Origin of the sequence: Paucibacter sp. B51, assembly GCF_027863535.1 — a bacterium.
Classification (GTDB): Bacteria; Pseudomonadota; Gammaproteobacteria; order Burkholderiales; family Burkholderiaceae_C; genus Paucibacter_A; species Paucibacter_A aquatilis.
In genome coordinates, this window is sequence record NZ_JAPIVN010000002.1 from 550989 (window position 1) to 571082 (window position 20094).

Below are 20094 nucleotides of genomic sequence, written 5' to 3' on the forward strand. Positions count from 1 at the left end.
GAGTCATTTTGCAAACTCAACCCGAAGAAATTCATTTAATAGGGTCAGATTCGAATTCATTCTTCTGACCCGGTGATCACGGTTTCCGTGCTCGTGCCGCTCAGGCCTTGAGCGCCGCTTTGGGCGCAGCGGGAGCCTTGGCCTGCTCGATGGTCGAGGCCGCTTCCTTGGCCGCATGGATCTCGCCGAGTGCGCGGCGGTATTCGTGCGGGAAGACCTTGACGAACTTGGCGCGCGAGTCGGCCCAATGGTCCAGGATGTGGCGGGCACGGGCACTGCCGGTCCAGCGGTGGTGGTCTTCCAGCATCTTCTTGAGGATGGCTTCGTCGGTCTGCGCCTCGGCGTCACCGAGGTGGTGCCAGATGGCGCGGTCCACGGTGGCTTCCTGCTCGTGTACGGGCAGCAGCTTGTCCAGCGCAACCATGCTTGTGTTGCAGCGCTTGGCGAACTGACCGTCCTCGTCGTAGACGTAGGCGATGCCGCCGCTCATGCCGGCCGCGAAATTGCGTCCGGTCTTGCCCAGCACGGCCACGGTGCCGCCGGTCATGTATTCGCAACCATGGTCACCCGTGCCCTCGACCACGGCCGAGGCGCCCGAGAGCCGCACCGCAAAGCGCTCACCGGCCACGCCGCGGAAGAAGGCCTCGCCGCGCGTGGCACCGTAAAGCACGGTGTTGCCGACGATGATGTTCTGCGTCGCGTCGCCACGGAAATCGATGCTGGGGCGCACCACCACGCGGCCGCCGGACAGGCCCTTGCCGGTGTAGTCGTTGGCGTCTCCGATCAGGTAGAAAGTGATGCCCTGGGCCAGAAAGGCACCGAAGCTCTGGCCGCCCGTGCCCTCCATCTGGATGAAGATGGTGTGGTCGGGCAAGCCCTCGGGGCGGCGGCGGATCAGCTCACCGGACAGCATGGCGCCCACGGTGCGGCGCACATTGCTGACTTCCTGCATGAACTGCACCTTCTCGCCCTTCTCAAAAGCGGGCAGGCACTTCTCGACCAGCTTCACATCGAGTGCGCGATCCAGGCCATGGTCTTGCACATCGACATGGTTGCGGGCCACTTCGGCGGGCAAGGCCGGGCGGTGGAAGACACGACTGAAATCCAGGCCCTTGGCTTTCCAGTGGGTGATGCCTTTCTTGGTGTCCAGCAGATCGCTGCGGCCGACCAGATCCTCGAACTTGCGAATGCCCAGCTGGGCCATGATCTGGCGCGCCTCCTCGGCCACGAAGAAGAAGTAATTCACCACATGCTCGGGCTTGCCGGTGAACTTGGCGCGGAGTAGCGGGTCTTGCGTGGCCACGCCCACCGGGCAGGTGTTGAGGTGGCACTTGCGCATCATGATGCAGCCCTCGGCCACCAGGGGCGCCGTGGCGAAGCCGAATTCATCCGCGCCCAGCAGCGCACCGATGACCACATCGCGACCGGTCTTCATCTGGCCGTCGGCCTGAACGCGCACGCGGCCGCGCAGGCGGTTCAGCACCAAGGTCTGCTGCGCCTCGGCCAGGCCCAGCTCCCAGGGTGTGCCGGCATGCTTGATCGAGCTCCAGGGTGAGGCGCCCGTGCCACCATCATGGCCGGCGATGACCAGGTGGTCGGCCTTGGCCTTGGTGACGCCCGCAGCGATGGTGCCCACGCCGACTTCCGAGACCAGCTTGACCGACACATCGGCCTTGGGATTCACGTTCTTGAGGTCGTGGATCAGCTGGGCCAGGTCTTCGATGGAGTAGATGTCATGGTGCGGCGGCGGCGAGATCAAGCCCACACCCGGCACCGAGTAACGCAGGAAACCGATGTACTCGCTGACCTTGCCGCCGGGCAGCTGGCCGCCTTCACCGGGCTTGGCGCCCTGGGCCATCTTGATCTGGATCTGATCGGCGCTGACCAGGTACTCGGTGGTGACGCCGAAGCGGCCCGAGGCCACCTGCTTGATCTTAGAACGCAGGGAGTCGCCTTCCTTGAGCTCGTAGTCGACGGCGATGACCTTGTTGCCAATCACATCAGACACCTTGGTGCCTGCCGTGATCTTGATGCCCTTGAGCTCGTTGCGATAACGCGCGGGATCCTCGCCACCTTCGCCGGTGTTGCTCTTGCCGCCGATGCGGTTCATGGCCACGGCCAGGGTGGCATGGGCCTCGGTCGAGATGGAGCCGAGCGACATGGCGCCGGTGGCGAAACGCTTGACGATCTCTGCCGCGGGCTCGACCTCATCGAGCGGGATCGCCTTGCTGGGATCGAACTTGAACTCGAACAGACCACGCAGCGTCATGTGGCGCTTGCTCTGGTCGTTGATGATTTGCGCGTATTCCTTGTAGCTGTCGAACTTGCCGCTGCGCGCGCTGTGCTGCAGCTTGGCAATCGCGTCCGGCGTCCACATATGCTCTTCACCGCGGGCGCGCCAGGCGTACTCGCCGCCGGCATCCAGCATGGTGTGCAGCACCGGATCGTCGCCAAAGGCCGCGCGGTGCAGGCGGATGGCCTCTTCGGCCACCTCAAAGACACCGATGCCACCGACCTGCGTGGGCGTGCCGCGGAAGTACTTCTCCACAAAGTCCGTCTTCAGGCCGATGGCCTCGAAGATCTGCGCGCCGCAGTAGGACATATAAGTGGAGATGCCCATCTTGGACATGATCTTGGACAGGCCTTTGCCGATGCCCTTGATGTAGTTGTAGATGGCCTTGTCGGCAGACAGCTGGCCTGGCAGGCCGGCTGCGATGTCCGTCAGGGTTTCCAGGGCCAGATAGGGGTGCACCGCCTCGGCGCCAAAGCCGGCCAGCACGGCGAAGTGGTGCACCTCACGGGCGCTGCCGGTTTCCACCACCAGACCGGCGGTGGTGCGGCGGCCCTCGCGCACCAGATGGTGGTGGATGGCGGACAGCGCCAGCAAGGCAGGGATGGCCACGCGGCTGTCGCTCAGGCCGCGGTCGGTGATGATGAGGATGTTGTGGCCGCTCTTGATCGCATCCACCGATTCGGCGCACAGCGAGGCCAGCTGCGCCTCCACACCTTCATGACCCCAGGCCAGCGGATAGGTGATGTCCAGCTCGTAGGGCTTGAACTTGCCGTGAGTGTGGGCCTCGATCTGGCGCAGACGGGCCATGTCCTTGAAGTCCAGCACCGGCTGCGAGACTTCCAGGCGCATGGGCGGATTGACCGCGTTGATGTCCAGCAGATTGGGCTTGGGGCCGATGAAGCTGTTGAGCGACATCACGATGGCCTCGCGGATCGGGTCGATCGGCGGGTTGGTCACCTGGGCGAACAGCTGCTTGAAATAGTTGAACAGCGGCTTGTCCTTGCTGGACAGCACGGCCAGGGGCGAGTCATTGCCCATGGAACCCAGGGCCTCCTCGCCGGTGGCGGCCATGGGCGACATCAGGAACTTGATGTCTTCCTGCGTGAAGCCAAAAGCTTGCTGGCGATCGAGCAGGCTGGCGCTGAAGCTGGCGGCCGGGGTGTCGGCCACCTCGATGTCGTCGAGCTTGACGCGCACATTCTCGATCCACTGGCGATAAGGGCGGGCGTTGGCGTACTGGTTCTTGAGCTCTTCGTCATCGATGATGCGGCCCTGCTCCAGGTCGATCAGGAACATCTTGCCGGGCTGCAGGCGCCACTTCTTGACGATCTTGTTTTCCGGCACCGGCAGCACGCCGGACTCGGAGGCGAGGATGACGAGGTCGTCGTCGGTGACGCAGTAGCGCGCCGGGCGCAGACCGTTGCGGTCCAGCGCGGCACAGACCTGGCGGCCGTCGGTGAAGACCATGGCGGCCGGGCCATCCCAGGGCTCCATCATGGCGGCGTGGTACTCGTAGAACGCCCGGCGACGCGTGTCCATCTGCTCGTGCTGCTCCCAGGCTTCCGGGATCATCATCATGGCGGCGTGCGCCAAGGGATAGCCGGCCATGGTCAGCAGTTCGATGGCGTTATCGAAGGTGGCCGTGTCGGACTGGTGCTCGAAGCTGATCGGATAGAGCTTGTTCAGGTCATCGCCCAGCACCGGCGACTTCATCACGCCTTCGCGGGCGCGCATCCAGTTGAAGTTGCCCTTGACCGTGTTGATCTCGCCGTTGTGGGCGACCATGCGGTAGGGGTGGGCCAGCGGCCACTCGGGGAAGGTGTTGGTCGAGAAACGCTGGTGCACCAGGGCGATGGCGGACACCACACGCGGATCGGCCAGATCCTTGTAGTAACTGCCCACTTGGTCGGCCAGCAGCAGGCCTTTGTAGATGATGGTGCGGCAGCTCATGCTGGGCACGTAGTACTCGCGGCCGTGAGTCAGCTTGAGCGCCTGGATGGCGCTCGACGCGGTCTTGCGGATGACGTAGAGCTTTCGCTCCAGGGCATCGGGCACGATGATGTCCGGGCCGCGGCCGATGAAGATCTGGCGAATGATGGGCTCTTTGTCGCGCACCGTGGGCGACATGGGCATCTCCGAATCCACCGGCACATCGCGCCAACCCAGCAAGACCTGACCCTCGGCCTTGATCGCACGGGCCAGTTCCTGCTCGCAAGCCAGACGCGAAGCATGCTCCTTGGGCATGAAGATCATGCCCACGCCGTATTCGCCGGGCGGGGGCAGTTCCACGCCCTGCTTGGCCATCTCGGCCCGGAAGTATTCGTCGGGAATCTGGATCAGGATGCCGGCGCCGTCGCCCATCAGCTTGTCGGCACCGACGGCACCGCGATGGTCGAGGTTCTCAAGGATCTTCAGACCCTGCTGAACGATGGAATGCGCCTTCTGACCCTTGATGTGCGCCACAAAACCCAGGCCGCAGGCGTCCTTCTCGTTTTGCGGACGGTAGAGCCCGTGGGCGGCCAAATCCTGGATCTCGGCCTGATGTTCTGCTGCGTTGTGGCTCATGGCGCTCTCCGACGTAATTCAGTTACGGAGACGGAGGTTACTGCGGCGCAGCAAAACGCTCAAGAAAAACTAAATAGGGTCAGAGCCTATTAATCAAACACCTGTAGCTTCAATATGATTTAAATAGGGTCAGAGTGAGTTTTCGCTTGCCAAATCAAGAATCGCCTGAAGGATCGGACGCCTCCAGTTTTCTGCGAGGACGCCCTCGCGGCAATGGCACCAGTCTGCGCTGGGTCTGGTCTGCCAAGGTCCGCAAAAAGCCCTCGGAACCCAGAGGCCAGCCCTTCAAAGTGGCTTCGGTGAAGCGTTGGCGCTCCGCATCTGCACAACCTTCCGCCAACAACTCGCGGTACGCCGCCTCGCGCTCGAAAGGCGTGTTGCCCAGGGTCCAATACAGCAGGTGTTCGCTGAGAAGGCTGTCGCTTCGGCGGCCCAAGTGACTGGCGCAGCTGGACCAAGGGAACTCTTCGGGCGAGCTGCATAGCCCGGCACGGACCGGATTCAGCTCGATATAGCGCATGCAGGCAAGGAAGTAGCGCTCGCTGTCGATCACGGTCGCGCGATAGCGCCCTTCCCAGAGCGTGCCGCTGCGGCCGTACTTGTGATTGAACCAGGCCACGTAGCGCCGCCCGAGGGACTGCACCAGTTTGCCGAGGCCGGGCTCGTCCTCGGGCGTGGCCAGCACATGGAGGTGGTTGTCCATCAAGACGTAGGCATGCACGGCAACGCGGTGGGTGCGGGCGCAGTCACGCAGCAGATCCAAGAACTGGCGACGGTCCGCATCCTCATGGACGATGGGTTGGCGGTTGTTGCCGCGCAACATCAGGTGGTGGGCTTGGCCTGGCAGAACCAAGCGAGGAAGGCGAGCCATACAGGAATCCACTCTCAAAATGACACTGACCCTAGTTTGAGAGTGATTCAGGCGCGAGGCAAGTCCGGGAGCGCCAGATCGCCCACGGACCTGCCGAGCCGCGCGTGATTCTCAGAACAAGCTGAAGCCTGTCAGTCGCTGATGCTCGCGCAGGGCAAATCGGTCGGTCATGCCGGCGATGTAATCGGCGCAGGCACGCGGTGCATCGGCAGCACCAGCGAAATCTGGCGGAAGTTGAGCCGGCTCGCTGGTGTAGATCCGGAACAGGTCGCGCAGCACCTGTTCGGCGCGCTGACGTGTCTGCTGGACCTGCGGGTGACGGTAGAGTTTGGCGAACAGAAAGCGTTTGAGCTCGGTGCTGGCGGCGCGCATCTCGGGGCTGAAACGCACCAGGGCCGGCGCCGCCCGCACGGCAGCCAGGTCCTGCACGCCCTGCCCCTGCTGCAAGGCAGCGCGGGTCGCGTCGATGATGTCGTAGACCTGGGCCGAAAGCATGCGCCGAATGGTCTCGAACAAAAGCCGTTTGCTGTCCAGCTGGGGAAACTCGCTCAGCGCCTCTCGCAGATAGCGGTGCACCAGGGGCACTTCTTCCAACTGCTCCAGGGCGAGCAGCCCCGAGCGCACGCCATCGTCGATGTCATGGGCGTTGTAGGCCACCTCGTCCGCCAGATTGCAGAGCTGCGCTTCCAGGCTGGGCTGACCGCCATGAAGAAAGCGGCGAGCCACGCCATCGGGCTCTGCAGCCTCCAGCAACTCGGCATTGCGACGCGCACAGTGCTTGAGGATGCCTTCACGGGTTTCGAAGCACAGATTGAGGCCGTCGAACGCGGGGTAACGCAGCTCCAGCTTGTCGACCACCCGCAAGGACTGCAGGTTGTGCTCGAAGCCGCCATGGGACTTCATGCATTCATCAAGCACATCCTGCCCCGCGTGACCGAAAGGCGTGTGACCGAGGTCATGAGCCAGTGCGACGGCCTCGATCAAGTCCTCGTTCAAGCCGAGGCTGCGGCCGATGGAACGGCCCAGCTGGGCCACCTCCAGCGAGTGCGTCAGCCGGGTTCGAAAAAGATCGCCCTCATGGTTCATGAAGACCTGGGTCTTGTAGACCAGGCGGCGAAAGGCGCTGCTGTGGATGATGCGGTCGCGGTCGCGTTGGTACTCGCTTCGCGTGGGCGCTGATGGCTCGGGGAAACGCCGGCCCCGCGTTTGATTCGGGTGGCAAGCGTAAGGTGCCAGCTCCGAAGAGGTCACCGGGTGCAGCCCTGCCAAAAACTCAACGGCCATATCGCGACACCGTCCGGGTTCAGAAGAAAAGCTGGGGCTGCTGCACTGAGGAGACCGTGACCGAGTTATTGCGACTCAGCCGCAGTGATCGCTCAACACAGCGGCGACCAATTCATCGGGGGCCCCGTGCATGCCGGCGCGGCCCAGGCTTTCGATCAGCACGAAGCGGATCTCGCCCGCCTCGGCCTTTTTGTCCACCCGCATCAATTCCAGATAGCGCTCGGCACCCAAACGCGGCGCTTGCACGGGCAGGCCCGCACGCTCAATCAGACGGCGCAGGCGCGGCAAGAACTCGGGCGGCATCAAACCCTTGCGGACCGACAAATCGGCTGCCAAGACCATGCCGCAGCCCACCGCTTCGCCGTGAAGCCAGGCGCCATAGCCCATGCCGGTTTCGATGGCGTGTCCGAAGGTGTGGCCGAAATTCAAGATGGCTCGCAAGCCTTGTTCACGTTCATCCTGGCCCACCACCCAGGCCTTGATCTCGCAGCAGCGCTTCACGGCATGGGCCAAGGCCTGCTTGTCGCGCGCAAGCAAGGCATCCAGATTGGCCTCGATCCAGGCGAGAAATTCAGCATCTGCGATCGGGCCGTATTTGATGACCTCGGCCAAACCGGCCGCCAGCTCGCGCTGCGGCAAGGTATCCAGCGTGTCGAGGTCGGCAACCACCCGCTCGGGCTGGTAGAACGCGCCGATCATGTTCTTGCCCAGAGGGTGGTTGATGGCCGTCTTGCCACCCACGGAGGAGTCGACCTGGGCCAACAAGGTCGTCGGCACCTGGACAAAGGGCACACCGCGCATATAGATCGCCGCTGCAAAACCTGTCATGTCACCAATGACACCGCCGCCCAGCGCGAACAGCACGGTCTTGCGATCGGCCGCATGGGCCAGCAGGTGATCAAACACGAGGTTGAGACTGGCCCAATCCTTGTGGCTCTCGCCATCGGGAAGCTGAACGAACTCGACCCGTCGGTAATGCGCGGCCAGTTGCGAACGCAGGCGTTCGAGATGGAGCGGCGCCACAACTTCGTTGCTGACGATCAGTGCGCACGCAGCCTTGGGCAAGCCCTGCCAGCTCTGGGCCGAGTCCAGCAGACCGGGACCGATGTGGATGTCGTAGCTGCGCTGATCGAGGGCGATCGGCACGCAATGCAAGGCCGGTGCGGCAGTGGCAGACGAGGCGATGGAGGCGGAAGTCGGGGCCGTCGAGGAAGTCATGCGTCAAGTGTAAGGGCCGCTCGCGCCCGGCTCAGCCTCACGCAAGGGCTTGAGCCGCCGAGACGATCCGCACCGGATCAACAAGCGGCGGGCTCAGCACCAACGGTGGCCGCAACCCGGGCCGGATCGATGATGCCCGCCAGCTCCAGCTGCATCAGCGCCATATTGACCAGGCCGTGCACGGACGGCCGCCCCGTCTCGAGCACGTAGTGCGCCACGCTTCGATACAGCGGATTGCGCTGCAAATACAGCTCGCGCAGCTTTTGCAGAGGATCTCGCACCTGGAGCAGTGGGCGCTGCGTGTCGTGGCGCAAACGTCGGAACAGCTCTTCCGGCGTGGAGCGGAGGTAGAGCACGGTGCTGGCTTGATGCAAAAGCTGGCGATTGGCCTCTCGCAGCACGATGCCACCGCCGGTGGCCAGCACGAACTCTCCCTCACGTGCCAGCAACTCGTTCAGCACCTGCGACTCGATGTCTCGAAAAGCCGCTTCACCCGAGCGATCAAAAAAAGCGCGAATCGGCTCCCCGATTCGCGCTTCGATTTCCGTGTCGCTGTCAACAAAGCGCACGCCCAGCTGCCGCGCCAGCTGACGGCCGACGGTGGATTTGCCACCGCCGGGCATGCCGACGAGGGAGATCACAAGGCGAGCTGCGCTCATGCCAACAAGTCGCGCATCAGTTCGGGCTGGAGCAGCTTGCAGCCTGACCGTAGGGGCTGATGACAAACGGAGGGGTTCCTTCCGCCTTGATCACCTCGACAGGCACACCGGTGTACTGCTCGGTACCTTTGAGCGTGAACAAGGTATCACCCTCGGACGCAATCCGACCGAAGAAAGCCGGCGGGCTGACCACACCTGACGCGCTGACGCGGATCGCAAACTCCGTCCAGCTGCCGTAGCTCTGCGGATACTCGATTCGCATCACAGCCAAGCCACTGGAGTCGGTCCGGGTGCTGCCGACCATGGTGATGGACACATCCGACTTCCGCGGATCCAACTGCCCATTGCCGTTCAGATCCTCACCGGTCTCAATGGTTCCATTTCGGAAACCCTTACCAGCCGAGCTGTCCTCAGAAAGACACTTTTGGGTCACGTACTGGATCCACCTCTTCAGTCCAGAGTCATAGAGGTAAAAGCCCTTCTGATAGCTCGGCAGATCGATCAACGGAGCCACTTGCACATCCGATTTGGGATTACCCGCGGAGTCGACCACCAGAACGGTGAACTCCAGGAAGTAAGTCAGCTTGTTCGTCCCCGTGCCGATCAAGGCATTGGTACCGATCGACACCGACACAGGTTGTTCCACGACCGTCAAAGACACCGCACGCAGGCGGTCTGCAGGGCAGGCAGCAATGGTCTCCACCGTGTCGGTCTTGGAGAAGCAGGCATACACCTTGACCTGGTCCGTCGGGCTCGGCCGCTGTCCCGCCACAAAACTGGTCACCGCCACACCGGTTGCATCCGAGATGATGACCTTGTCATTGCCGGAGCTGATCACGCCGTCCGTGCCTGAGTTGTTTGCGCCAAACCCAATTCGCGCGCGAACATTTGGAACGGGCTCATTCTTGTCGCTGCGGAACAGCAGGCGCAACTCAGAACGGTTCTCGCTGCTACCCACCAAATTGACCGCTACGACAGCCGGGGCAGCCGTGAATGTGGCAGAACCAATCGTGGTAGCCGCAGGCACATCAGACACTGTTGCATCGATCTGCACAGTGCTTGTCACTGATGCGCCGCCAGCCGTTGCTGCAATTTGACTGGGCCCATTTCCCGAAGCGCGGTAGCAATACGTGTACTTGCCTTTGTTATCCGTCAGGGCTTCGCTCGGTGCGGCCTGCCCCGGGCAGGCGACGGCAGCACCTTGACTCCCCCCAACCGAAACCGCAACCTTGTCCATCGGGTTGACGTTCACATCGGTCAACGTGTACTCCACCGCACCGATATCTCCGTTTCGCAACGTTGCCGGAAGCAATTGGGCCTGCAACTTGGCGCCGGTCACCTTAAAAGTCTTCCGCAAGACAATCGAATCGCTTGTCGCGGTAACCGTGACCGTACGATTGGAACGATCAGAGCCCACAAAGACCTTGGCCTTTGCCAGACCTTCAGAGTCCGTCACCAAATTTCCAGGGACCAACACAGCGCTGCTGTCAACGGCAAAGGTCACCTTGATGCCGGGAACTGCATTTCTGAGCGCGTCAACTGCCCGCAAGCTGACATCAACTGACTCGCTGCCAGAATTACCTACCGAGCTCGCGCTCAAGGTCATGGTCAGATCGCTGGCCTTGGGCACGATGGACACCGCCTCGACCACGTCAAAGCTGATGGTTCGCACCACCGTGCCGCTGGTGGCCTGAACCGTGATGGAACGATTGGTCTTGCCCTTGCTGGTCACCAGGCTGATGTCAGCCGCCAGCACGCCTGAGGTGTCATCGGTCGACGTTTTGCCAAAAGCGTTGATGATGGATCCCCCGGCGACCGGGTCGATCAAAGCCAGGGAAACCGGCGAACCGCCGATGGCGCTGTTGAACGCATCCACCGAAGTCACGCTCAACTTGGCGACTTGAGTGCCGTCATTGGGCAGGGTGACCTTGTCCACAACCAGGCGTAAATCAGCCACCTTGCTGCCGTTCACACTGTCCACCACTTCGAAGCTGGCCGTTTTCTTGACTGAACCCGAACTGACATTCAGCTTCACGGTGCGGCTGGTCTTGTCGGTGATCTGCACCACCGCCGTGATCTTGCCGGTGTCCTTGCTGGTCACCTTGGCCGAGGGCGTGACGATGGCACCACTTTCGACTTCCACGGTGACGGGTGTTTCCACGCCCGTCAAAGCGGCGTTGCCCGAAGTCAGGGCGGTGATGGTGAAAGTGACCACTTCAGCACCGGAGTTGGGAACCGAGGTCTTGTCCGCCACCACGGCCAGATCAGCCAAGGTGCTGGGTGTATTCGGGTTGGTGCCCGTGCCCGGATCGAAAACCGACGTGCCGGCACCACCGCCGCCGCCGCCGCAGGCAGCCAAGGCCACGCCCAGCACCATCGCACCCGCCGCTCGCCACGCTTGGCGCCAGGAAGGTCGCGCCCACACCATGGATGTACTCATCTCTGCAAACTCCTGCATGGCAGCGCCGCCACGGCGGACACTACCTTCTCCCGATTGATTAAGTTCCCACCAACATGTCCATCACCGGACCGGCGCACGCTCGCTGACCACTTTAGGGGTCAGGAAGATCAAGAGTTCGGTCTTGCTCGTGGTGCGGCTCTTGTTCTTGAACAAATTGCCCAGGTAGGGAATGTCACCCAGCACCGGGACCTTGGATTCGTCTTCACGTTCATCCTGAGTGAAGATGCCGCCGATCACCACGGTGCCACCGTTCTCCACCAAGACCATGGTTTTCACATGCTTGTTGTTGATGGCGTAGCCCTGGGGCGTCAGCGTGCCGCGGCTGTCCTTGTTGACATCCACGTCCAGGATCACATTGCCCTCGGGCGTGATTTGCGGCGTCACTTCCAGCTTCAGAACGGCCTTCTTGAACTGGATGGACGTGGCGCCGCTGGAGGTGGCGACCTGGTAAGGCAGTTCTTCACCTTGCTCGATCAAGGCCTTGACCTGGTCGGCCGTGATGACGCGCGGGCTGGACACAATCTTGCCCTTGCCATCGGCTTCCAGGGCCGAAAGTTCCAGGTTCAGGAATCGGTTGGCCGTGGCATTGAACAAGGACAGCGCGAAGTTCGCCACATTGGATCCACCGAAACTGTCCGAAGACACATTGGCCGGCAGATTGACGAACTGCGTATTGAAGACGGGCTTGCCATCCGGGCCGGTGCCACCAGCGCCAACACTGCCGCCGGGCTGCAAGGTCTGGCCTGCGATGCCGTTGAGGTTGCCGCCCAGGGTCAGGTAGTTGTTGCCACCGACCGAGTAGCCCGGAATGCCACCGCGGGTGCCGCGCAAATCGGCACTGCCCAGCTTCACACCGAGCGCGCGGCCGAACTTGTCGTCCGCTTCCACAATGCGGGCCTCGATCAGGACCTGGCGCACCGGAACGTCGATCTTGGCGATCAACGCTTGAATTTCTTCCAGCTTGGAAGGAATGTCGGTGACGAAGAGCTGGTTGGTACGGCTCTCCGAGATCGCACTGCCTCGCGGGGTCAAGATGCGAGAAGCGTTCTGACCGCCTGAGCCACCGCTGCCGCCGGAGTTGTTCTGCCCCGTCAAGCCTTTGAAGACTTCTTCGGCCTTGGTGTAATTGAGCTGAAAAGACTGTGTGCGCAGGGGCTCGAGGTTGGCAATTTGTGCCTTGGACTCCAGATCCAGCTTTTCCTTGGCCGAGAGTTCATCCTTGGGTGCGATCCACAGCACATTGCCGGACTTCTTCAGGCCCAGGCCCTTGGCCTGCATGATGATGTCCAGGGCTTGGTCCCAAGGCACATCCTTGAGGCGCAAGGTCACATTGCCGGTCACGGTATCGCTGGTCACCACATTGAAGTTGGTGAAATCCGCAATCACCTGCAGCAACGCACGAACTTCGATGTTCTGGAAGTTCAGCGACAGTTTGTCGCCCGCATAGCCGGGGCCTGTGGTCAGCTTGTTGGGATCCTGCTTCTGGTGGCGCACTTCCAGCACAAACTGGTTGTCGCTCTGGTAGGCGCTGTGCTCCCACGCTCCCTTGGGCTCGATGACCATGCGCACGCGGTCGCCGTTCTGTGTGGTCACCACCGACTGCACCGGGCTGCCAAAGTCAGCCACGTCGAGCTTGCGACGCAGGCCCTCGGGCACGGTCGAGCGCAGGAACTCCACCACCAGGTTCTGGCCCTGCTGCTGAATGTCCACGCCGACCTGGTTGCTCGGCAGGTTGACGATCACGCGGCCGGAGTTGTCCTGTCCGCGGCGGAAGTCAATATCACGAATGGACTGTGCCTCGGCGTTGAGACTCTGGGCAAAGTGCACCGGTTCATTGGGCGCCGGTGCCTGCGCGGAGGTGGACTCAAGAATCAAGAGCAGCGCGCTGTCTTGCAGCTCGGCCCGGTAACCCGAGGGCGTGCGCAGGTTCAGCACCACGCGCGAACGTTCACCCGCCTGGGCCACATTGGCCGAGCGCAGATTGCCCTGGTTGATCTCCACCATCGAACGGCCAATGCCGTTCACCACGCCGGGCAGGTCGATAGCGATGCGCGGCGGCGTCTGCACGGTGAAGCCGCGCGGGATCTCCGTCAGCGGCTGGCTCAACTCGATGCGCACCACTTCCACGCCCGCTTGCTGCGTGCTGTTGATGGAACGGATGGCGGTCTGCGCCCAGGCCGGCGCGGCCGTGGCCACCGTGGCCAGAACTAGGGCCGAGGCCGTCGCCCACTTGCGCCAATGGCTCGTCATCCTCGATGTCTCCTGGAAATTTTTCATCGTCCCTTCTCCTGCAGCTGGAGGGTACTGGTGCGTTCAATCCACTCGCCCGCAGCGTCCTGGACGACTTCTCGCAATCCGATTTCGGTTTCGCTGATTTTCATCACCCGTCCAAAGTTCAAACCGAGGTAGTCCCCGCTCTTGACCTGATAGAGCAGGTTGTCCACCCGCAGCAAGGCATAACGCTGGTTCTGCCGGGTCAGGCTGCCGACCATGGTCATGCTGTCCAGCGGGTAGGCCTCCAGCGGCTCGCGGCGCCGGCTCATTTCCTTGGCCAGCAAGGAATTGGGCAAGGACGCCTCCTGCTTGACGGCCACGCTCAACTTCTGGGGGCTGAAAGGCTCGACGCCCAGGCTCGCTTCATAGGGCTGGGGCTGGAATTTCTTGGGTGGCACCAGGGGCGCAATGGTCGCACGCGCTTCTTTGCGCTGCTGCTCCATCCATTGCTGCAGCTCGTCCATATTGGTTGAGCAGGCAGCCAAGCTAGCGCAGACGGCCAGTGCCGCAGCACGCAGCAACCACGGGTTCAGATTCATCGCCGCGTTCATGGCTTCTTCGCTCCTGCAGCCGCCTTGGCCGCAGCCTTTTTCTGCTCGGCCACTTCAATGGCATCCAGGTACCGGTACGTGCGGGCGGTGGCCTCCATGCTCAGCGTGCCGCTGCCCGCGTCTTTGCCAGTCGATGCCAGCACATTGAGGTTGTGCAATGTCACGATGCGGGACAGGTTGGACACATCCGCCGCAAACGAGCCGATGTCATGGTAGCGCCCTGACACCCGCAATGAAATCGGCAACTCGGCGTAATAGTCCTTGACGACCACCTGGCCGGGGCGGAACAGCTCGAACTGCAGGCTGCGACCCACGCCGGCTTGGGTGATGTCGGACAGCAGGGCGTCCATCTCAGCCTTGCCCGGCAGCTGCTTTTCCAGCTGGGTCACGTATTCCTCGACCTGGCTCTTTTGCTTGCGCAGTTCAGGCAGGTTGACCGCCTGCGCCAACTTGGCGGTGTAGTCCTGGCGCAGATTCGGTTCGCGCGCCACTTCGGCGTCGAGCAAGGCCTGCTCGTCGGACAGAAGTAAAAACCAGCCCAACACCATCACAATCAGCGTGACGGCCAGCGAGGCCGCCAGCTTGGGCAACACCGGCCACTGACCCGGCTCATTGGGATTGAGACCTCGGAACTGGTCCGCCACCTGGGCGCCCCAGGCGTTGAGGTCGAATTTCAGATTCAAAGACGTGCTGGCCATGCTTGCCTTCATCAAGACTTGGGTGCCGAGGCCGGCTTGGCCGGTGCACCGGGTGCGGCTTCCCGCACGGGCTCCTTGATCGACACCCGCATGGAGAAGTCGAACAAACGCTTCTGGTCACGGCTGCTGGTGGTCAGATTGGCCACCTTGATTTCCACCAGATCGGGCCGCTCCAGCCAATCCGAGCTGCGCGAGGTGTTGCGGATGAACTCCGACACCCGCTCGTTGGTCTGTGCAATGCCGCTGATGGTCACCACCTTGTCGGCCTGACGGATGGCGGTCAGGTAAACCCCTTCTGGCGTGTGACGTGCCAGCTCGTTGAGCAGTTGCACAGGCGTGTTGCGATCGCTTTGCAGGTCTTCCACCGCACGCTGGCGCGACTTCAAGGACTCAATCTCAGCCTTGAGGTTGGCAATGTCCTTGATCTGCTCATCCAGCTTGGCGATCTGGTCGCTCAAAAATTGGTTGCGCGTCCGCTGATCGTTGGTCATGTGCTGGATCAAGGCGTAGCCTGCCATGACGGCGCCCACCCCAATCAGGGCTGCCAAGCCCAGGCCGGCGAAGAACGCGTTCTTGCGGCGCTTGCGCTTCTCTTCCCGGTGGGGAAGCAGATTGATCAAAATCACTGGTAGAACCTCCGCATCGCCAGGCCGCAAGCGGTCAGGTAGGCCGGAGCTTCGCGGCGCAGCTTCTGCTCACGCACGGCCGAACCCAGCTCCATGTTCTCGAAGGGGTTCACCACCATGCAGGCAAAGCCCGTCAGCTCGGTCACGCGCTCCTTCAGTCCCGGCAAGGTGGCCGTACCCCCGGCCAGCATCACGTAGTGCACCTTGTGGTGGGGTGTGCTGGTGAAGAAGTACTGCAGCGCGCGGCCGATCTCCTGGGACAGGCTGTCCACAAAGGGGTTCAGCACCGCCACTTCGAAATCTTCGGGCAGGTCATTGGAGAGCTTCTTCTGCTCCGCCTCTTCGAAAGAGAAGCCGTATTGGCGCGAAATCAACTGGGTCAGTTGCGAACCGCCAAACGCCTGGTCGCGGTCGTAAAGCATCTCGTCGTCGCGCAGCACCTTGAGGCTGGTGGTGTCGGCCCCGATCTCAAACAGCGCGACCAGCGCATCCTTGCCGGCATTGGGCAGGTTGGCAATCAGGCGACCCATGGCCATGCGCGAGGCATGCGATTCAATGTCCAGCACCACTGGCCGCAAGCCGGCCGCTTCAGCCAGACCTTGACGGTCTTGAACGCGGTCCTTGCGCGAAGCTGCAATCAGCACTTCCACATCGCCGACCGAGGTCGGACTGGGACCGATCACGCAGAAATCGAGGCTCACCTCGTCGAGGGAGAAGGGAATGTACTGGTTGGCCTCGGCTTCGACCTGGATCTCCAACTCTTCCTCGCGCAGGCCGGCGGGCAGCATGATCTTCTTGGTGATGACGGCCGATTGCGGCATGGCCAGCACGGCGTCGCGGGTGCGGCTGCCGCTGCGCGCCACCACACGGCGCACGGCATCAGCCACTTCGTCGAATTTCTCGATTTGGCCGTCGGTGATCCAGCCCTTTTCGAAGGACTCGGTGGCAAAACGCTCCAACACAAATTCACCACTGGCGGTCTGACCCAGCTCGACCAGCTTGACGCTCGAAGAACTGATATCAAGCCCAATCATCGGCGGGTGCTTGCGCCCCAACAAAACGTCAAGTATGCCCATGACGCGAATCCCCCAACGTTTTTGCGCCGGACTGTTAATAAGTTACTTGAATGCTAGCAGCAAAGGCCTTGACCGCCCAAGGAAAAGCGGTCACAGCTGGTAACAGCTCGTTGCGTAACATACACGAGCAAGAAGGCCGCGGATGCCCCGAAAAACACCGAGAAGACGTCGCATTCAAATCATCGCTGAGGCCTTTGATTCAAAGCCAGACCTAATTTTCCCGAAATACGGAACGGGGCAAAGCCGAAACAAGGCGAGTTAAACCATCCGGCATCGGCGAAGCCCGGTGCGCCTCTCTCCTGGCGCGCGTCAGCGCCCGTCTTGGAGCAGGCTTCACGGCCAAGAAGCCATTCCTATAATGCGCCGACCCATCCGGAGGCCCATGAGCGACGCCAAAAAGAACACCTCTCAGTCCGCAGCGTCTGAGTCCCGAAACGCCCCCCCCTCCGGCGCCATGCAAGGCCTCGTTCGAATGCTGGCTTGGCTGTTGGGCCTGGCCGCGGCGGGTGGCGTTGCCATACTCATGCTGGTGGCCTTGGCGCTGGCCATGGCCTACCCAAACTTGCCGGACATCAGCGGCTTGACCGACTACCGCCCCAAGCTGCCTTTGCGGGTCTTGTCGGCCGAAGGCCAACTTTTGGCTGAATTTGGCGATGAAAGACGAAATTTTCTGCCGATCAGGGAAATTCCGAAGGTCATGCAGGACGCGGTGCTGGCGATCGAAGACGCCCGCTTCTACCAGCATGGCGGCGTGGACTATCTGGGCGTGATCCGCGCCGGCCTGGCGAATGTGGGCGAGTCCCGCAGCCAGGGCGCCTCCACCATCACCATGCAGGTGGCGCGCAACTTCTACCTCTCGACCGAGAAGACCCTGACCCGCAAGATCTACGAGATCCTGCTCGCGCTGAAGATTGAAAACGCGCTGAGCAAGGAGCAAATCCTCGAGATCTATATGAACCAGATTTTCCTGGGCCACCGCGCCTATGGTTTTGCCGCCGCCTGCGAGGTGTATTTCGGCAAACCCATCCAGGAAATCACCATCGCCGAAGCGGCCATGTTGGCCGGCCTGCCCAAGGCGCCCTCCGCTTACAACCCGATCAACAACCCGCGCCGGGCCACCATCCGCCAGCAGTACATCATCGAGCGCATGTTGGAAAACGGCTACATCACCGAGGAACAACGCGACGCGGCCAAGGCCCAAAAGCTGCGCCTGCGCCCGGTGAACGAAACGCCCAGCCACGCCGAGTTCGTAACCGAAGCGGCACGGCAGCTGATTTACAACCAGTACGGCGATGAGGCCTACACCCGAGGCCTGAATGTCTACCTGACCCTCAAGGCCGAAGAACAGAACGTGGCCTACCGCGCCCTGCGCCGCGGCATCCTCAACTTCGAGCGCCGCCAGGTCTACCGCGGCCCCGAAGCCTATGCCGACCTGCCGGGCAACCCGGCCGACCTGGACAGCCGCATCGCAGAGGCGCTGAACGACCATCCCGCCAACGACGAGTTGCTGGCCGCCGTGGTGCTGGAAGCCAGCCCGAAAAAGGTGGTGGCGGCCCTGCAAAGCGGCGAAACCGTGACCATCACCGGCGAAGGCCTGAAGCCGGCCACCTCGGGCTTGGCCGAAAACGGCAACCCCAAGACCCGCGTGCGCCGCGGCGCCATCATCCGCGTGGTGAAGGCGCCGCTGGCCGCCAAACCCAGCCAGGAAGAGTGGACCATCACGCAACTGCCCGTGGTGGAAGGCGCGTTCGTCTCGCTCGACCCGCGCAATGGCCGTGTGCGCGCCATGGTGGGCGGCTTTGACTACGCCAAGAGCAAGTTCAACCATGTGACCCAGGCCTGGCGCCAGCCCGGCTCCAGCTTCAAGCCCTTCATCTACTCGGCCGCGCTGGAAAAAGGCTTCACCCCCAGCACCATCGTCAACGACGCGCCACTGTTCTTCGACGCCTCCACCACCGGCAGCCAGCCCTGGGAGCCCAAGAACTACGACGGCACCTTCGACGGCCCCCTGCCCTTGCGCAGGGCGCTGGCCAAGTCCAAGAACATGGTGTCCATCCGCGTGCTCAACTCCATCGGCGTCCATTACGCACAGGAGTGGATCACCCGCTTTGGCTTCGAGGCCGAGAAGCACCCGGCCTACCTGACCATGGCGCTCGGCGCCGGCTCGGTGACGCCCATGCAGATGGCACAGGGCTATGCCGTCTTCGCCAACGGCGGTCACCGCGTCACGCCCCAGCTGATCGCCAAGCTGACCGACAACAAGGGCCGCCTGCTGTACGAAGCTCCGCAGCTGGAAGTGGGCGAAGACAGCCGTGTGATCGAAGCGCGCAATGCCTTCCTGATGACCAGCCTCTTGCAAGAGGTGACGCGCAGCGGCACGGCCGCCCGAGCTCAAGCCCAGCTCAAGCGACCTGACATCTACGGCAAGACCGGCACCACCAACGACTCGATGGACGCCTGGTTCGCCGGCTACCAGCAAGAGGTGGTGGCCGTTGTCTGGATGGGTTACGACCAGCCCAAGAAGCTGGGCGACCGTGAAACCGGCGGCGGGCTGTCGCTACCGATCTGGATCGAGTACATGAGCCAGGCCCTCAAGGGCGTGCCGGTCAGTGAAATGGCGGTGCCCGAGGGCGTGGTCAATCGCAACGGTGAGTGGTACTACGACGAGTACACCGGCACTGCCGGCGTGCGCGAGCTGAGTCAGTCCGAAGGCAAGCTGCCGGGCGCTGCCAGCGAGGACGAGAAGAAGAGCATCCTCGACCTGTTCAAGCGCTGAAGCGCGGGCGCACTACACGCCCTTTTGCGCCTGCGCTTCAAGGCACCACTCAGTTCGGCGTGAACTGCAAGGCCTTGCCGCCCTGAGCACTGGCCTGCTCGGACAGCAGCTGGTGCAACTCGACACCGCTGCGCGTGTCCAGCCAGTGGCCGTCCACAAACCGGAAGTGGTAGCCGCCGGCACGCGCCGCCAGCCAGATTTCTTGCAGCGGCGCCTGCGTGTTCAGGATGATCTTGCTGCCACCGGGAAAGCTCAGTTCCAGCAACCCGCCACTGCGGTGGCTGTCGATGTCGATCACATCACCATCGAGCCAGGCGTCCACCGTCGCCTCGATCCGGTCCAACACGGCGCGGGTGCGCGCCTGGTAGTCGACATCGCTGAGCGGCGTGGCGGCAGGAACGGCAGACGGGCTGGAGGATTCGGCAGGCTGGGACATGGTGATGCGGAAGGGGAAAGCGCTCCAGGCAGGCAGCGATAAACTGCGGCCATGAAAGCAAACAACGAACAGCTTCGCAGTGTAGGCCCGCGGGCCGCGGGCCCGCAGATGCCAGGGTCTTTGCGCCGCGCGGGTGCAAGCCTCACGCTCTGCCTGAGCCTGAGTTTGCTCGGCGCCTGCGGCCAGAAGGGGCCACTCTATCTGCCCCAGCCACAAGCCCAAGCTCAGTCCCAGGCGCCCGCTCCTTCCACCCAAGGCCAAGCGGCCAAGGCGCCCAGCCCGACTGCCAGCGCCGCCCGGCCCTGA

At 62.6% G+C, this 20094-nt stretch carries 14 protein-coding genes; 2 read left to right on the plus strand and 12 right to left on the minus strand.

The genetic code is table 11. From position 1 onward, the window contains the following. Positions 1–100: 100 nt before the first annotated feature. The 11 genes from OOB33_RS23300 to OOB33_RS23350 form a co-directional block, all read right to left on the minus strand. Positions 101–4858, minus strand: coding sequence for a glutamate synthase-related protein (locus OOB33_RS23300; protein ID WP_271010391.1), 4758 nt, complete (start codon positions 4856–4858; stop codon positions 101–103). 154 nt (positions 4859–5012) lie between these two features. After that, positions 5013–5729, minus strand: coding sequence for an REP-associated tyrosine transposase (locus tag OOB33_RS23305; protein ID WP_271010392.1), 717 nt, complete (start codon positions 5727–5729; stop codon positions 5013–5015). A 111-nt stretch (positions 5730–5840) separates the two neighbouring features. Further along, entirely contained in the window at positions 5841–7013 is a 1173-nt protein-coding gene (locus tag OOB33_RS23310; RefSeq protein ID WP_271010393.1) for a deoxyguanosinetriphosphate triphosphohydrolase, read from the minus strand. A 75-nt stretch (positions 7014–7088) separates the two neighbouring features. Beyond that, positions 7089–8231 carry a 3-dehydroquinate synthase gene (gene aroB / locus OOB33_RS23315; RefSeq protein ID WP_271010394.1) on the minus strand — a complete coding sequence of 381 codons (1143 nt, stop codon included), beginning with the start codon at positions 8229–8231 and terminating at the stop codon, positions 7089–7091. A gap of 77 nt (positions 8232–8308) precedes the next feature. Further along, positions 8309–8890 carry a shikimate kinase gene (locus tag OOB33_RS23320; protein WP_171827677.1) on the minus strand — a complete coding sequence of 194 codons (582 nt, stop codon included), beginning with the start codon at positions 8888–8890 and terminating at the stop codon, positions 8309–8311. Between the two features lie 16 nt (positions 8891–8906). After that, on the minus strand, positions 8907–11348 hold the full coding sequence (locus OOB33_RS23325; protein ID WP_271010395.1) for an Ig-like domain-containing protein: 2442 nt from the start codon (positions 11346–11348) through the stop codon (positions 8907–8909). Between the two features lie 63 nt (positions 11349–11411). Beyond that, complete coding sequence (gene pilQ / locus OOB33_RS23330; RefSeq protein WP_271010396.1) at positions 11412–13601, minus strand: type IV pilus secretin PilQ; 2190 nt, start codon at positions 13599–13601, stop codon at positions 11412–11414. Positions 13602–13624: 23 nt separating this feature from the next. After that, complete coding sequence (locus OOB33_RS23335) at positions 13625–14176, minus strand: pilus assembly protein PilP (protein ID WP_271010397.1); 552 nt, start codon at positions 14174–14176, stop codon at positions 13625–13627. Further along, positions 14173–14874: a type 4a pilus biogenesis protein PilO gene (locus OOB33_RS23340; protein WP_102766162.1), complete on the minus strand. Its 702-nt coding sequence runs from the start codon at positions 14872–14874 to the stop codon at positions 14173–14175. The genes OOB33_RS23335 and OOB33_RS23340 overlap by 4 nt, the downstream gene beginning before the upstream one ends. An 11-nt stretch (positions 14875–14885) precedes the next feature. Beyond that, complete coding sequence (locus tag OOB33_RS23345; RefSeq protein ID WP_102766161.1) at positions 14886–15500, minus strand: PilN domain-containing protein; 615 nt, start codon at positions 15498–15500, stop codon at positions 14886–14888. Next, positions 15497–16576, minus strand: coding sequence for a pilus assembly protein PilM (locus tag OOB33_RS23350; RefSeq protein ID WP_102766160.1), 1080 nt, complete (start codon positions 16574–16576; stop codon positions 15497–15499). Before OOB33_RS23350 ends, OOB33_RS23345 begins: the two co-directional genes overlap by 4 nt. A 382-nt stretch (positions 16577–16958) precedes the next feature. On the opposite strand from OOB33_RS23350, the gene OOB33_RS23355 reads away from it, so the two are divergent. Continuing rightward, the gene (locus tag OOB33_RS23355; RefSeq protein ID WP_442953062.1) at positions 16959–19352 is read left to right on the plus strand and encodes a penicillin-binding protein 1A; all 2394 of its coding nucleotides are present in this window, start codon (positions 16959–16961) and stop codon (positions 19350–19352) included. Positions 19353–19401: 49 nt separating this feature from the next. On the opposite strand, the gene cyaY is transcribed toward OOB33_RS23355, so the two are convergent. After that, the gene (gene cyaY, locus OOB33_RS23360) at positions 19402–19788 is read right to left on the minus strand and encodes an iron donor protein CyaY (protein ID WP_271010399.1); all 387 of its coding nucleotides are present in this window, start codon (positions 19786–19788) and stop codon (positions 19402–19404) included. Between the two features lie 108 nt (positions 19789–19896). Between cyaY and lptM the strand changes: the two genes are divergently transcribed. Further along, complete coding sequence (gene lptM, locus OOB33_RS23365; protein ID WP_102766157.1) at positions 19897–20094, plus strand: LPS translocon maturation chaperone LptM; 198 nt, start codon at positions 19897–19899, stop codon at positions 20092–20094.